This window comes from Siminovitchia acidinfaciens, from assembly GCF_003605385.1.
GTDB classification, from domain to species: domain Bacteria; phylum Bacillota; class Bacilli; order Bacillales; family Bacillaceae_C; genus Siminovitchia; species Siminovitchia acidinfaciens.
This window is the reverse complement of the sequence record NZ_QYTV02000001.1, coordinates 699,063-714,718: the sequence shown is the minus strand read 5'-3', so window position 1 is coordinate 714,718 and position 15,656 is coordinate 699,063. Positions and strand designations below refer to the sequence as shown.

General features: G+C 42.3%; 14 protein-coding genes and 1 riboswitch. Of the genes, 1 reads left to right on the top strand and 13 read right to left on the bottom strand.

Annotated features, from left to right (window positions below; genetic code table 11):
• Window positions 1-508 precede the first annotated feature (508 nt).
• From D4T97_RS03270 to cls, 4 genes are all read right to left on the bottom strand, one after another.
• On the bottom strand, window positions 509-1,813 hold the full coding sequence (locus D4T97_RS03270) for a homocysteine synthase (RefSeq protein WP_126047592.1): 1,305 nt from the start codon (window positions 1,811-1,813) through the stop codon (window positions 509-511).
• A 146-nt stretch (window positions 1,814-1,959) separates the two neighbouring features.
• A riboswitch (SAM riboswitch) is annotated at window positions 1,960-2,066 on the bottom strand.
• Window positions 2,067-2,180: 114 nt separating this feature from the next.
• A complete protein-coding gene (locus D4T97_RS03265) occupies window positions 2,181-2,774 on the bottom strand; it encodes a TlpA disulfide reductase family protein (RefSeq protein WP_126047590.1) in 594 nt (197 codons plus the stop codon).
• On the bottom strand, window positions 2,771-3,382 hold the full coding sequence (locus D4T97_RS03260; RefSeq protein WP_126047588.1) for a hypothetical protein: 612 nt from the start codon (window positions 3,380-3,382) through the stop codon (window positions 2,771-2,773). The genes D4T97_RS03265 and D4T97_RS03260 overlap by 4 nt, the downstream gene beginning before the upstream one ends.
• Window positions 3,383-3,474: 92 nt before the next feature.
• Window positions 3,475-4,929 carry a cardiolipin synthase gene (cls, locus tag D4T97_RS03255; RefSeq protein ID WP_126047586.1) on the bottom strand — a complete coding sequence of 485 codons (1,455 nt, stop codon included), beginning with the start codon at window positions 4,927-4,929 and terminating at the stop codon, window positions 3,475-3,477.
• A gap of 271 nt (window positions 4,930-5,200) precedes the next feature.
• Here cls and D4T97_RS03245 point away from each other — a divergent pair, with 271 nt between their 5' ends.
• Window positions 5,201-6,085: a leucine-rich repeat domain-containing protein gene (locus tag D4T97_RS03245; protein WP_126047583.1), complete on the top strand. Its 885-nt coding sequence runs from the start codon at window positions 5,201-5,203 to the stop codon at window positions 6,083-6,085.
• 42 nt (window positions 6,086-6,127) lie between these two features.
• Here the strand turns inward: D4T97_RS03245 and D4T97_RS03240 are convergent, their stop codons facing one another.
• The 9 genes from D4T97_RS03240 to fliS all read right to left on the bottom strand — a co-directional run bounded on the left by D4T97_RS03240 (window position 6,128) and on the right by fliS (window position 15,636).
• Window positions 6,128-7,498 carry a murein hydrolase activator EnvC family protein gene (locus D4T97_RS03240; RefSeq protein ID WP_328588751.1) on the bottom strand — a complete coding sequence of 457 codons (1,371 nt, stop codon included), beginning with the start codon at window positions 7,496-7,498 and terminating at the stop codon, window positions 6,128-6,130.
• Window positions 7,499-7,577: 79 nt separating this feature from the next.
• Entirely contained in the window at window positions 7,578-8,462 is an 885-nt protein-coding gene (gene ftsX / locus D4T97_RS03235) for a permease-like cell division protein FtsX (RefSeq protein WP_126047581.1), read from the bottom strand.
• Window positions 8,452-9,138 (bottom strand): cell division ATP-binding protein FtsE, encoded by a 687-nt coding sequence (ftsE, locus tag D4T97_RS03230; RefSeq protein WP_126047579.1) that lies wholly within the window; start codon window positions 9,136-9,138, stop codon window positions 8,452-8,454. Before ftsE ends, ftsX begins: the two co-directional genes overlap by 11 nt.
• Before the next feature lie 694 nt (window positions 9,139-9,832).
• Window positions 9,833-10,168 carry a cytochrome c551 gene (gene cccB, locus D4T97_RS03225; protein ID WP_126047576.1) on the bottom strand — a complete coding sequence of 112 codons (336 nt, stop codon included), beginning with the start codon at window positions 10,166-10,168 and terminating at the stop codon, window positions 9,833-9,835.
• A gap of 113 nt (window positions 10,169-10,281) precedes the next feature.
• A protein-coding gene (gene prfB, locus D4T97_RS03220; RefSeq protein WP_235872134.1) for a peptide chain release factor 2 occupies window positions 10,282-11,380 on the bottom strand; the annotation gives its coding sequence in 2 pieces (ribosomal slippage) (window positions 10,282-11,316 and window positions 11,318-11,380; 1,098 coding nt in all).
• A gap of 47 nt (window positions 11,381-11,427) precedes the next feature.
• The gene (secA, locus tag D4T97_RS03215) at window positions 11,428-13,941 is read right to left on the bottom strand and encodes a preprotein translocase subunit SecA (RefSeq protein ID WP_126047572.1); all 2,514 of its coding nucleotides are present in this window, start codon (window positions 13,939-13,941) and stop codon (window positions 11,428-11,430) included.
• Window positions 13,942-14,179: 238 nt separating this feature from the next.
• Window positions 14,180-14,740, bottom strand: coding sequence for a ribosome hibernation-promoting factor, HPF/YfiA family (hpf, locus tag D4T97_RS03210; protein ID WP_126047570.1), 561 nt, complete (start codon window positions 14,738-14,740; stop codon window positions 14,180-14,182).
• Between the two features lie 144 nt (window positions 14,741-14,884).
• Window positions 14,885-15,232 carry a flagellar protein FliT gene (locus tag D4T97_RS03205; RefSeq protein WP_164525452.1) on the bottom strand — a complete coding sequence of 116 codons (348 nt, stop codon included), beginning with the start codon at window positions 15,230-15,232 and terminating at the stop codon, window positions 14,885-14,887.
• The gene (gene fliS / locus D4T97_RS03200; RefSeq protein ID WP_126047566.1) at window positions 15,229-15,636 is read right to left on the bottom strand and encodes a flagellar export chaperone FliS; all 408 of its coding nucleotides are present in this window, start codon (window positions 15,634-15,636) and stop codon (window positions 15,229-15,231) included. The genes D4T97_RS03205 and fliS overlap by 4 nt, the downstream gene beginning before the upstream one ends.
• Between the last annotated feature and the right edge of the window lie 20 nt (window positions 15,637-15,656).

Genomic DNA, 15,656 nt, shown 5'->3' with positions numbered 1-15,656 from the left:
GACTTGGATTTTTTTCGGTGCCTTGGTCGCTTAGATACCTCCTTAGTTACCGACTTGGAATTTTTTTCGCCGACCCGGTCACTTAGAGCATGCCTTAGTTACCGGCGTGACGATTTTTTCGCCGAACCGGTCACTTAGAACACCCCTTAGTTACCGACTTGGAATTTCTTTCGGTGCCTCGGTCACTTAGAGCCCCTCTTAGTTACCGTCTTGGAATTTTTTTCGGTGCCTCGGTCACTTACCCCCCTGCTTAGTTACCGGTTTGATGGTTTGTTCGCCGACTCGGTCACTTAGAACACGCCCTCCTAGAGATTTTTTTCATGGGTAAGCCGTCCCATTCCGCTATCCTAACTGAACGTCCACGGTTTGAACCCCTCAGTGAAACCCTGTACTGTATTACCAAAACACTCATTTGCGCACAACTTTCAAGAATACTTCTGTATTCATAAAAAAGCCGTCCAGAAAATCAATTGCACTGATTTTCTGGACGGCCTGTTTTCACTCAACCTTATTTAGCTTGGGCTACTGCCTCAACTGCTTTTTCAATCGCTTGAGCAAGGTCAGCTTTAATGTCTTCAATAGATTCCAATCCAACAGCCAAACGGATAAGCTCTTCTGTTACGCCTGTATCCTTCAATTCTTCAGCGCTCAATTGCTGATGCGTTGTGGACGCTGGGTGGATGATCAATGATTTGGCATCCCCTACGTTGGCAACGTGAGAGAAGAGTTTGACGTTGTCAATTGTTTTTCTGCCGGCTTCTCTTCCGCCTTTAATCCCGAAGTTTACGATCGCGCCAGGTCCTTTGGGAAGATATTTTTTCGCCAGTTCATGCGCTGGGTGGTCTTCCAATCCAGGATAGGATACCCACTCAACCGCATCATGATTTTGTAAAAACTCTGCTACAGCTTTCGCATTTTCAATATGCTTTTCGATACGGACATGCAGTGTTTCAAGTCCTTGCAGGAAGATGAACGCATTATCCGGGCTCAAGCATGGACCGAAATCGCGAAGCAATTGGACGCGAAGCTTCGTTGCAAATGCTGCACCAGGTACATCGATACCATAACGGATGCCGTGGTAGCTGCGATCCGGCTCGATGAAATCAGGGAATTTCTCGTTATTCCAGTCAAATTTCCCCCCATCTACTACTACACCGCCGATAGCCGTTCCGTGTCCGCCGATCCATTTTGTTGCTGAATGAACAACGATATCTGCACCATGCTCGATTGGTTTGGACAAGTAAGGTGTTGCGAATGTGCTGTCGACAATAAGAGGAATATTGTTCTCATGAGCCACATTGGCAACCGCTTCGACATCCAATACGTGCAGGCTTGGGTTTCCGATGATTTCAGCAAAAATTGCTTTCGTTTTCGGTGTAATCGCCTTACGGAAGTTTTCCGGATCAGTCGGATCAACAAATTTTACATTGATGCCGTACTTTGGAAGTGAAATGGAGAACAGATTGTATGTACCTCCATAAAGATCCGTAGCTGCGAGAATTTCATCGCCTGCACCTGCAATGTTCAAGATGGAAAATGCAATGGCAGCCATTCCTGATGAAAGGGCAACTGCTGCTGATCCTCCTTCAAGCTCAGCGATTCTTTTTTCGAATACATCTGTCGTCGGGTTCATGATTCTTGTATAAATATTTCCTTGCTCTTCCAGAGCAAATAATTTTTGAGCATGTTCTGTATCGTTAAATACATAAGAAGTTGTTCTGTAAACAGGAACCGCACGTGATCCCGTAGCATCAGGCTCCTGTCCTCCATGTAATAAAATCGTTTCTGGTTGATATTGTTTTTCTTGTGTCATTGTTTCTTCCTCCTCAAAGTTTTTTAAATCGATTGGAACAGTTGGTAATGATAACGCACAAGCACTAGTGCCTGCCATTTGTGAAGGGGGAAATAAAACTAAAGACCCTCTTCTGTGTAAGAAGAGGGCCGATATGACGTTTCCTCCCCTTATCTTCCAAGTCATTTGACTTGTAGGAATTAGCACCTTTTCAGAAAATCTGAAGGTTGCCGGGCATCACAGGGCCTAATCCCTCCGCCGCTCTTGATAAGAGTGTTGCTTATTGATTCATTTAATTGTATCGGCTCTGTCGAGCTCTTGGATAATACTATATACCACTGCTCCATCAACTGTCAACAATAAAATGAATATTTTTTATTATTATAAGTCAATCCATCTCTGAAACGATTTTTTCAATGGTTCCCTCGTCCATAGGCCCGATGATTTTCGTGTAGATCAAACCGTTTGAATCAATCATATAGGTGGTTGGAATCGTGAAAGCTTGAAATGTTTCTCCAATCTGGCCACTTTCATCCAAAGGGACCGGAAAAGTAAGTCCATATTCTTCAATAAAATTCCCTACCTTTTCCCTGACATTGCCCCCCCGTTCAGCGCTTGTCAAATTAACTGCCAGAATCTCCACGTTGTCCCGTTCAGCTTTTGTTTTATAGTAATTTTCCATATGCGGCATCTCCGCTTTGCACGGCGGACACCAGGAAGCCCAGAAATTCAAAATGACCTTCTTCCCCTTATAATCGGACAGTTTCACAGGAGTGCCATCAAGAGTCTCCAAATCAAAATCCGGCGGTATATTGCCTTCCCTCAGACCTTCACTCGTCTGCTGGATCGATTCCGACTGCGTCAGAAACTCTTCCTGGGCCAATCTATTTTCGTCTTTCTCACGTACTTCCTGAATAATATTTGTAACAACAATACCGACTAGAAGTGCGATGAGTGCAAATCCGAAGATTTTTTTGCTCATTGTTTAGTTCCACATCCTTTCCATGCTGTCCAGCCAAGAAACAGTGCGCCGGCTGAATAAGTCATCATTTGTATGGAAAATAAATTTCCTGCCATTGAATAGACGAGTCCTTGGAAACAGATGAACAATATAAGTATTTGAATGCTCCATACAGTGTTGCCGGATTGTTTCTTCGTTAATAATAAAATAAGAATACTTCCAATAATTTGGAAGCCTGAAAGCAATATATGCCCATTGTTTAATAAAAAGAAGACAAGCTCATATATTGTAATAACCACAATCCACACTTGAACATGAAGTTTATTAACTGCAGATTTTTTTCCGGCAAAAAATAGGTAAAGGAACCCAGCCGCAATACCAAGCCAATAGCCCCTGATTCCACCATTAAAATACACAATCGACAAGGGGTTTTTGACCGTCGTTTCAAAATAAAACAGAATGACGCTCAATTTCCAAGTGAGCACAAAGATAAAAAAAGCATTGCTGTACAATTCCGCAGCCTGCTTTTCCCCTTGAAGCCTTAAATATATATAAGCAAGAATGAGGGCGGCTGCAATGGCCGCCCAGGATGCCGGGAACGATAGTGATCCAATTGAATACCATTTCACAATGATGACTCACTTTCCGTTTTAAATTTTATCAAGCTTTGGTTTTAGAGGCCATATCCAAAAATTCTCCCTGCGCAACCAAGCGATTACCTTTACAAGACAGGCGACAGCAGCCGCGAAACCGACTCTTTGAAGCGAATTACTTTTGGCCGCTGCAAATATTGTTCGTATGTAAGTTCACGGGATAGCGTGACATCTTTTTCAAATATATGAACAAGCTCCTCCACAAGCTCCTGATCATACAAAAAGGCATTCACTTCAAAATTCAAGCGGAAGCTCCGAACATCGATATTGGCCGTTCCAACACTGGCAATCTTCCCATCGGCAACCATTGTTTTTGCATGAATAAATCCATTTTCATATATATAAACTTTTGCGCCTGCCTTCAGAAGCTCACCGACATTCGAATAAGTCGCCCAATATACAAAGGGATGGTCCGGTTTATTGGGAATCATCAGCCTGACGTCCACGCCGGAGAGCACGGCAATTTTAAGGGCATCCAGAACACTCGAATCCGGAATGAAATATGGCGTTTGAATAAGAATATAGTCTTTAGCCGAATTGATCAGCTTGATATAGCCATACTTGATCTGTTCCCACTCGGAATCCGGTCCGCTAGAAACGATTTGCACGTCGGTGTCCCCAACCGCTTCAATTTCCGGGAACAGTCTATCTTCGTAATTGATTTTACTGGATGAAGCCTGGTTCCAATCAAGGATAAACCTTGTTTGCATAGCAAAAACAGCTTTTCCATAGATTTTTAGATGAGTATCGCGCCAATAACCGAACCTTTTGTTTAACCCGAGATACTCGTCTCCGATATTAAAGCCGCCGATATAACCAACTGCACCGTCGATGATGGCCAACTTTCTATGATTACGATAGTTAACCTGTAAATTCAGGTGGGGAATGATGGCAGGGAAAAAAGCGCTGACCTTCCCGCCTGCATCAATCAACGGGCGGAAAAATTTCCGCGGAAGCCTTCTCGAACCCATTGCATCATAAAGGACCCGCACTTCCACACCTTGTTTAGCCTTTTCCACCAAAAGTGATAATAATTCATTACCCAGCCTGTCGTTTCGCATAATGTAATAGACTAGATGGACATGGTCTTTCGCGCCGCGAATATCATTCATTAATGCTTGGAATTTCTCGTTTCCATCGGTAAAAATATCTACGCTGTTGTCTTGGGTTAGAACTGCACTGTCATTGACTAAAAGCATATAAACCAAATCTTTAAACTGTGCGGTTTTATTATCATGAAAAGGGAAATCGCCATTCCTAAGCATATTGATCTGAGTGTCGGTGATCTCCATGATCCCTATTTTTCTCTTATCTTTCCATTCGAAAATCTTTTTCCTGCTCAAATTTTGGCCAAAGATCAGGTAAAGGACAAACCCGACAACTGGTATAAAAAACAGTACAAGAAGCCATGCCCATGTTGCACCTGCGTCTCTTCTTTCAAGAAAAACAACGAAGCCGGCAAGCACGATATTCAAAATGAGAAATATACTTATTACAGCTGTACTGATTGCAGCAAATGTCATTGTCTCAACCTCTCAACTCATTAAGATACACAGACAAAACTCTCATCTATTTTACCATATAACTCCAACCGAACATATTATCCGGCTGTTTAAAGTAATGTCTTAAGGAACTTTTAAAGACTTTTTATGAAAAACAACACAGTTAACTGAATTTTCAATTTTAATTTTTGAAACCAAACCTGATCTGTTTCGTACTACAACTATGCGATTCTTTAATTACATTAGCCTATTATATAGCTCTTCTTTCTAATATTTTTCTAAGGGGGAGAATATGAAGAGATTATTCTTATGTTTATTTACAATATCGCTTTTGTCAGGATGTGACAACGGTGGGGACCAGAGCCTGTCTCCTGTTGAAGCGGGAACTGAACCATCGGCTGATCAACCTGCGGAAAAAGAGATGGATCCGGCATGGCAGGAAGCTGTCGATAATTATGAAGGGATAGAAGATCCCATGTTGCGGATACGTGTATTGGAAGAGCTGGGACTTGACGGGTATGTGAATGATGATAAAAGACCAACGGTCGAAGACATGGATAAGCTGGTCGTATTTAGGGCTGATAATAGAGGCTCCATCACTTCACTGAAAGGATTGGAAGTTGCTTTCAACCTGAAGATGCTGATTCTGGATGATACGGGTGTGTCTGATTTGGAGCCGATCTCCCAATTGACTTCAATTGAAAAACTATACCTGTCTGGAAATGAAATCGATGATATCAGCCATCTATCGGAATTAGTTTCGCTTCAGGCGCTGACATTATGCGGTAATGATATTAAAGACTTTTCTCCGTTGAAAGATTTGAAAGAGCTGCGGATTTTAGGATTAAGCGCCAGCGGTTTGACTGACATTTCCTTTTTGTCCCATTTAAAAGCATTGGAAACATTGAATTTAAGAGATAATCATATCAACGATATCTCTCCTTTATCGAAATTGACAGGGTTGGTAAAATTGGATTTATCCAATAACAATGTCCAAAATATTGACGCCCTATCCAACCTCGATTCATTGACAACTCTCATTTTATCAAAAAATGCCATCAGTGAAGTCGATGCATTAGAAGACATGTCTTCATTATTACATCTGGACCTTTCAGAAAATTACATTCATGATTACAGACCCGTTGAGAACTTAGAGTTGCTGGAACTCATAAAATGAGCACAGAAAAGCCGCATCCGACTGGATGCGGCTTGAATATTTTTAATTGATGTATCTGCGTGGATCTACTGCGTTTGATTTAGAACCGTTCCATCTTCCTTCATGGATTTCAAAGTGAAGATGCTGTCCGTATGACTGGCCTGTATTACCCATGTAGCCAATAAACTGGCCTTTGGATACCCTTGTTCCAGCTGATACGGAACGGCTGCTCAAATGTGCGTAAACAGTTTCATATGTTTTTCCGTTAATGCTGTGAACGATAAATATGACATTTCCATAGCTTGAAGAAAAATAGCTCTGATTTACGACGCCATCTGCAGCTGCTACGATCGGTACCTTTCCTCCTGCAGCAATATCAAGTCCATAATGGTATCCACCACTGCGTCCACCGAATCCTGAGGAGAAATAGCCGGCAGCCGGACGTGTGAACATACCTGATGATACAGGCGGCGCACTCACTGATGGTCTAGATGTGCTTTGTTGTGATGACGACTGTGTTGCCGTACTTTTTGACGTTGTAGAACCGGATGTTGAAGCTGGTTTTGAAGACTGTTGTGCTTTTGCAGCTTTCGCAGCTTCAGCCGCTTCCCGTGCTTTTCTTTCCGCTTCAGCTTTCTCAGCTGCGGCAATTTTTTCTTTTTCCATCTTGATTGCTTCTTCGATGGCTGCAGCTTGGCCGCTAAGTATTTGTTGTTCTTCTTCTAAAGAAAGCTTTTCACTTTCAATATGCTTTTTCTCTTTTTCCAATAGCTTTACTGCTTCTTTTTTCTTGGCTTTTTGACTGCTCAATTCAGCTTTCAAACCTTCAAGCTCTTTAAGCATACCTTCAATTTCAGCAAGCTTTTTCTCTACTTTAGCCTGGTTTTCTTCCAGCTTTTCCTTATCACGCTGCTGTTCTTCCATGATCTCTTTGTCCGCACCGACAATCGTATTCACTGCTGAAACGCGGTCGACCAGATCACCAAAGCTTTCAGCGCCCAAGATAACATCTATGTAATCCACTGAACCGCCATTTGTTTGAATATTGCGTGCTCTTTCTTTAAGCAATTCGTTTCTTTTCTTAATTTTAATTTTCAGCTCTTTAATTTCCGCCTTTAAACTTTCAATTTCTGATTTTGTATCGGAAATTTGCTGCTCTTTTTCTTTGATTTTGCTATTAGTCGTAGCAATTTCACCTTCGATTTTCTTAACATCAGCTTCAATGGATCCTACTTGATGATCAATGTCTGTAATCTGGCTGTTTTTTTCACCGATGGATTTATTGATGTCGGACTTTTTATTTAAAATCTGATTTTGTTCACTTTGCAAATCTGATATTTTAGAAGCGGAAGCCTGTCCTATATATGAAAATGTTCCTCCAAAACCGATGACTCCTGCTAGTGTGATTGATAGTAACGAACGTCTTTTCAACACCAAACTGTTCCCCTTTCTCCCTGGCAACAAACATTGTATGCGCATTTCAACCATTTTAAGGTCGGGTAAAGTAAATCTGTTATATTTTCAAAAAGCGTCTGACGGATATGAAGCTTCCCCAGGCACCGATAATGACGCCGATCAACAGCATCAATCCAATGACTTGATATACGAACGGTGTGTATGCAAGCGGCTGTATGACTTGATTTGGGATACGGGTAGCTAAAAAATCATAGGCATAGTAATAACCTGCTGCCACAACTACAATTGGAATTACCGCACCGATCACTCCAAGCCACATGCCTTCAAATAGAAACGGCCAGCGTATAAACCAATTCGTCGCTCCTACCAGTTTCATAATCTCAATTTCCTTGCGTCTTGCAAAAATGGTAATCTTAATAGTATTTGAGATTAAGAACATGGCAGTAAACAATAAACCAATGATCAGGACAACTCCGATATTTCGGCTCATTTTTAGCGTATTAAACAGTTTTTCGACTTTTTTCTCACCGTAGACCGCAGAATTTACATGTTCATACGAGCTGATCTTTTTAGCAACCGACGGCGTATCTGTCGGCTTTTTCGTTTTTACGATAAAGACATCGTGCAACGGATTTTCTTGTTCGTACAGCTTCCAATCTTTCCCCATTGTCTTGATTAAGTGATCCAGTTCCTGTTCCTTGGATGAAAAGGTGACTGACTCCACTTGATTAATTTTTTCAATTTTTTTCTGTAAGGCTTCCCGATTATCTTTTGTAGCTGTCAACTCAATGTGCGTGCGGATTTCGACATCATTCTCAATATCCGTGGCAAATTTATTCATATTCAGCATGATGACGAAAAAAACACCAACGAGCAGCAATGTGACGGTGACTGCACTTGCAGAGGCAAAGGTCATCCATCCATTGCGGCGCAGACTTTTGAAGCTTTCACCCAGGTGGCGCCGAAATGTTCTAGCCTTCATAACCATATTCCCCCTGCTGTTCATCACGGACAATGATTCCATTTTCAATGGCAACAACGCGGTGTTTGATCGTGTTGACGATTTCACGGTTATGGGTCGCCATTATCACCGTTGTTCCTTGCAAATTGATTTCTTCCAATAAATTCATGATTTCCCACGACGTTTCGGGATCTAAGTTCCCAGTAGGCTCGTCCGCTATAATGACTTTCGGCTTATTGACGATTGATCTTGCAATTGAAACCCGCTGTTGTTCCCCGCCGGATAGTTCCGAAGGTAGCATACGGACTTTATGCTTCAAGCCTACCAATGCCAAAACTTCCATGACTCTTCTCTTAATCTCTTTTGGAGACTGTTCAATAACTTCCAAGGCAAATGCGACATTTTCAAAGACTGTAAGTGTCGGAAGCAATTTGAAATCCTGAAAGACTACTCCTACATTTCTGCGCAAATAAGGTACTTCTCTATTTTTAAGTTTCGCTAAGTCCACTCCGTTGACAATGATTTTTCCTGAAGTGGGCTTTTCTTCCCGGTACATCATTTTAATGAAGGTTGTTTTCCCGGCCCCGCTGGGACCTACTACATAGACAAACTCACCTTGATTAATCAGGATGTCCAAAGCGTTTACAGCAATAATACCGTTAGGATATTTCTTGCTTACATCCTGCATTTCAATCATATAAACCACCTTACTCCTCTATCTTCATTATTCGCTATGTACTTTTCTAACATTGAGACGAGGGAAACTCCTTAAGACAAGCAGAATAAAAAGCAACATATATTTTCACTCAAATCGCGGCCAATCGAGCCGCGCTCATTTTGAAAAACTCGTCAAATTATATCGAAATTTAAACCCAGACCCATTATAACACTTGCGCTCCAGATTTTAAGGTACATTTATATTACATTTATATTTCATTTTGTCACGATACGGTAATATTCGCTGTTTTTTGACATGTTGCAAAAACAGCAGTTCGGCAAAATAATTGTGTTGCCAGCTTTAGACCTTCGTATTTATCAGCGGTTGGGCCTTTTTGACTATAGGTAAGAAGACTCACTCCAATTTGCTCGAACACATCAGATGCGATTTCTTCTGTTTTTGAAATTTGGATAGGTTTTTCGAATGTGGGATAGGATTTGTGGACTTTGGAAAATATTTTGGGGTTTTGGATAGTATTTCCCTTTCGGATAGTGTTTTAGTAATCAGTCCACTAATTGCTCTTATTACGAAGAACTCCAAGCTTCACCCGAAGGCTGACACAGCCTGGCATTACAAACCACTTTTTACCTGTCAGCTCCAAACAAATAGTGTCTTGCAATTTTTCCATAAAAAAAGACAAGCCGTTTTATCTGCTTGCCCTTTTTGTATTAATTTACTTTTTCTCAGCTAACCAAGCAGCCACTTTGTCTGCGTCATCACCTTTGATAATGCCAGCAGGCATTCCTGGTCTTCCGTTTTCAATGACATCGTGGATTTCATCTTGGCTTAATTTAGCACCGATTTTGTCAAGTGCAGGACCATTCCGGCCTTCCAGGTTTTCACCGTGACAGCTGACGCAGCTTGTTTGGTAGATCGATTCTGCATCATTTGTGGCAGTTTCTCCACCGCCAGCATTGTTGTTGTCATTATTGTTGCCGCCTCCGCCGCAGGCAGCAAGTCCGATGGCTAATCCAGTACTCATTACGAGAGCCCACATTTTTTTCTTCAAGACATACATCTCCTTTTCAAAAATGTTGCTCCTTTAGTATACCAATATACGGGTTTTTTTAAACAAATAAAGCTGCAGCGGATTCCTAATAAATGTAAAATTAGTGACAACTTTTATAATCGGGAACGCAAATATGCATTAATGAATGTATCGATATCTCCGTCGGTCACCGCTTGGACATTTCCAACTTCGGTATTTGTGCGGTGATCCTTGACCATTGAATATGGATGAAACACATAGGAGCGGATTTGGCTTCCCCAGCCGATTTCCTTTTGCTCCCCGCGAATGTCTGCAAGTTCTTTTTCTTTTTGTTCAATTTCGCGCTGATACAATTTTGCTTTGAGCATTTTCATTGCACTATCCCGGTTTTTTATTTGGGAACGTTCGTTTTGGCACGTCACAACAATTCCAGTAGGCTGGTGTGTGATCCTGACAGCGGAATCTGTTGTATTTACGTGCTGTCCGCCTGCTCCGCTTGCGCGATATGTGTCCACTTTTATATCTTCTGAGCGAATTTCAATTTCGATGTCATCGTTGAATTCAGGCATCACTTCACACGACACGAAAGACGTATGCCGCCTTCCGGACGAGTCGAATGGTGAAATCCTTACAAGGCGGTGAACCCCTTTTTCAGATTTCAAATAGCCATAGGCGTTATGCCCTTTGATGAGCAAGGTTACACTTTTAATCCCAGCTTCATCCCCAGGCAGATAATCGAGCGTTTCCACCTTGAAGCCGTGCTTCTCTGCCCATCTTGTATACATGCGGAGAAGGATGGACCCCCAGTCCTGTGACTCCGTACCGCCGGCACCCGGATGGAGCTCCAAAATAGCGTTATTTTTATCATAAGGCTCACTTAAAAGGAGCTGTAATTCAAATTTATCGAGTCTGTCTTTGAATTCCTTCAGATCATCTTCAAGTTCCGCCTCAAGATCGGCGTCGCCCTCTTCTTTTACAAGCTCGTGGGTAACTTCAAGATCCTCCTGGTTTTCAATCAACTCATTGTATTCGCCCACCAAATCTTTCAATCCGTTGGCTTCATTGATTACAGTCTGTGCAGCTGACTGGTCATCCCAAAAGGATGGATCAGCCATTTGTTCATCAAGCTCAGCGATTCTCGTCTCTTTTTCCTCTAAGTCAAAGAGACCCCCTAAAGTCAGCTAACCTCTTAGCCGTATTTTCTAATTCACTTCTTATTTCAAAAAGTTCCATATTAACACCTCTGATGTATTATTAGTTTTGCCAGTCAGCCATTGCCGTCATCCTAGACGACCGTGGCAATGTTTGTATTTTTTACCGGAACCGCATGGACAAGGATCATTACGTCCGACAGTTTCTTTACGGCGGACAGGTTTCTTTCTCACCTTGCCGCCTTCCTCTTTCGGATTGACAGCCTGGCCTTTGGCCACTTCCTCGCGCTGCAAATTGTTGCGGATTTCAGCTTTCATGATATATTTTGCGGCATCTTCCTCTATGGAAGCCACCATATTTTCAAACATGATGAAACCTTCGTTTTGATATTCACGCAATGGATCAATTTGTCCGTAGGCACGCAAATGAATTCCCTGACGGAGCTGGTCCATCGCATCAATATGGTCGATCCATTTCGTATCAACCGCACGCAGTAAAATGACTTTTTCGAACTCACGCATTTGGTCTGGAGTAAGCTGCTCTTCTTTTTCATCATAGCGGGCTTTGACTTTTTCAAAAATAAGCTCCGTCATCTCTTCAGGATCTCTGCGTTTTAGATCATCTGCTGTGATATCACCTTCTGGAAGAAGGTTTGCATTGACATAATCGATGATGCCTTGAAGATTCCATTCCTCTTCCTCTTCATGGCGAGGTGTATATACTTCAACAACACGGTTGATCACGGATTGAATCATTTTTTCCACAATATCACGAAGTTCTTCCGCACCCATGACCTCATCACGCTGTTTGTAGATGATTTCCCGCTGCTGTCTTAAGACATCGTCATATTGAAGCAACTGCTTACGTGCATCGAAGTTGTTTCCTTCCACACGTTTCTGTGCAGATTCAACAGACCTGGACACCAAACGGCTTTGAATCGGCTCGGAATCATCCATGCCGAATTTTTCCATCATATTTTTCAGATTGTCTGTTCCAAAACGGCGCATCAACTCGTCTTCCATGGACAGGTAAAATTGGGTAACTCCCGGGTCACCCTGACGTCCGGAACGTCCTCTAAGCTGGTTGTCAATCCGTCTGGATTCATGACGCTCAGTACCGATGACGGCGAGTCCGCCAAGCTCCAAAACACCTTCTCCCAACTTGATGTCCGTTCCCCGTCCCGCCATGTTTGTTGCAATCGTAACAGCGCCTTTATTCCCCGCTTCCGCGATGATTTCCGCCTCACGCTCATGGTTTTTCGCATTTAGGACGTTATGCGGAATTTTTCGTTTCTTAAGCAAGGAACTGATCAATTCGGATGTTTCGATTGCGACTGTCCCAACAAGGACAGGCTGGCCGTTTTTATAGCGTTCCGCAATGTCATCGACGACCGCTTGAAACTTTCCGTCCATTGAAGCATAAATCAAGTCCGGACGGTCATCCCTGGCAATAGGTTTATTCGTAGGAATTGCAATGACACGCATATTATATATGTTACGGAATTCCTCTTCTTCCGTTTTAGCCGTACCTGTCATTCCAGAAAGTTTTTCATACATCCGGAAATAGTTCTGGAATGTGATGGTTGCCATCGTCATCGATTCGTTTTGAATTTCGACGGCTTCTTTTGCCTCAATGGCCTGGTGAAGCCCGTCACTGAAACGGCGGCCTTTCATGAGGCGTCCCGTGAATTGGTCAACGATGACAATCTCGCCTTCTTCGACAACATAGTCGATATCCTTGTGCATGCTCACATGCGCTTTCAGCGCCTGGTTAATATGGTGATTCAGCGTCACATGTGAAATATCAAACAAATTATCGATATGGAAGGCACGCTCTGCCTTATTAATTCCCTCTTCGGTGAGTTGGACACCTTTCGTCTTTTCATCGTACGTATAGTCTTCATCTTTTTTCAATGTGTTTACAAAAGCATTTGCCTGCAGGTACAACTGTGCAGACTTTTGAGCCTGGCCGGAGATAATGAGCGGTGTACGGGCTTCATCGACCAAAATGGAGTCCACTTCATCAATGACCGCATAATAGAGCGGCCGTTGGACGCGGTCTTCCTGGTAGAGCACCATGTTGTCACGCAAATAGTCAAAGCCGAATTCGTTGTTCGTTCCGTACGTGATATCTGCCTCGTACGCTTCTTTTTTCTCACTCTTGGACATGCTGTTGAGGTTTAGGCCAACAGTGAGACCTAAGAATTCATACAGCTGGCCCATCTCCTGAGCATCACGGCTTGCCAGATATTCGTTCACCGTGACAACGTGCACACCTTTGCCTGTCAACGCATTCAAATAAACCGGCAAAGTCGCAGTCAATGTTTTACCTTCACCAGTCTTCATCTCGGCGATATTTCCTTCATGAAGGGCAATTCCCCCCATCAGCTGTACAGGATACGGATAAAGGCCAAGGACACGGCGTGCCCCTTCCCGAACTACCGCAAACGCCTCAGCAAGCATACTGTCGAGCGATTCGCCTCCGGCATAGCGGCTCTTAAAACGATCCGTCAGTTCCCGAAGCTCTTCATCGGATTTTTTCTCCATCTCGGAGCCCAGCTTTTTAATTTCTGTTGCCATTTTATCTAGACGACGTAATTCACGTGTATTAGGGTCAAATAGTTTTGTTATGAAAGCCATCATTTATATTACTCTCCCTTTACTTATCAGATACGGGCGACAATACATTTAGTTCTGAGTGATGTTCGTTAGTTGAACATCATCTATTTATTTTAACATTAATAAATGCTTAATGACAATAACATGGAGTGTCGACCAAAACTCGGGATATGAATTTTTCATCAACAAAACATTAAGTTATATTAATGTAAAAAAAGCACGCTCGCCTTATTATGAAGGCTGCGTGCTTTTCATTTCATTTTTAGCTAGTTTCAATCAATCCATATTTTCCGTCTTTACGGCGGTAAACAATGTTAGTACCGTTTGTCTCCGCATCAGTGTAGACGAAAAAGCTATGGCCAAGCATGTTCATTTGAAGTACTGCTTCTTCGCTGTCCATTGGTTTTAAGTCGAAACGTTTTGTACGAACAATTGTCAGTTCGTCCTCGTCGTCAGCTGTTTCAACTGCAACCGCACCGTTAGCCCCAGTGGCAAATAATTGTTGCAAATCACCTTTTTCACGGAATTTGCGGTTTACTTTTGTTTTGTGTTTGCGAATTTGACGCTCAAGCTTATCTACAATCAAATCGATAGCAGCATACATGTCATCGTTCACTTCTTCAGCTCTTAAAACTAGCTGTGGAAGCGGAATTGTCACTTCAACCTTTGATTTTTTATCAGGGTTTACTTTTAAATTAACATGCACATTTGCATCAGGAGTTTCGATAAAATACCGCTCTAGCTTGCTCACTTTCTTTTCTACGTGATCTCGGATTGCTTCAGTTACCTCGATGTTTTCACCGCGGATTTGATACCTTAGCATATAAACTCCTCCTTTAAAGGCTATGTATATATACTTCTATATCTATTCCCGGAATCCTGCCAAATAAAGTGAAAGATTTTGTCGATTTTATGAGAAAACCGGCGAATCATAAAAGTCTGTGACAGAAAGCGGGATAGTACTACCTTATTGCCTTTTGTCGTAAAAAACTCCATCGTGATGCACTTGCTTATATGTATTAGTATATCGTGCCGCTGATGTCTTTTTCAAATCAATCGCATTTAAATCCCGTAAGATATTCTTATTGAGCTTCTCCAGCAAAAATTCCAGTTCTTTATTAAGCTTCAAAAGCTCCCTGCCGGCAGCTTGTTCTTGAGCTGAAAAAGGAGGTTGAATCGCTGGAAGCAATTCCTCCCTTTGAGCAAGCAATTCTTCAATTTGAACGATTAGCTCTTCTCGTTGGTCCTTTTCCATACTTTTAAGGCTGTCAACGAGTTTTCTCGTAATGGTGAGGCATTCTTGAACCGCACTCATCGATTCACACTTTCAAGAGGGGCATGCTGCCGCTGCCTGTTCAATTGAATGACCTGTTTCCAAGTGTCACGGAATTCTGTGATAATTTCTTCGACTTCTTCGAGAATGGAGATATCCTGTTGAATGTTTGCTTCCAGGAGCCTCCTGTTTGCGTACTCATATAAGGAGTGCATGTTTTTGGATATTTCGACATCTGTGTTCAACGTAAGAATCAACTCAGAAATGATGTTTTGTGCTTTTTGGATGTTCGTGTTTTTTTGCTCAATTTCTTTATTTTCAATTGCCTTCTTCGCCAAATTGATGAATTTAAGGCAGCCATTATACAGCATCAGTGTCAATTCACCCGGTGAAGCAGTTGTAACCGAGTTGTTTTTATAAGCTTCATACGGATTCCTGCTTGCCATATTTCCACTCCTCTAGAAAA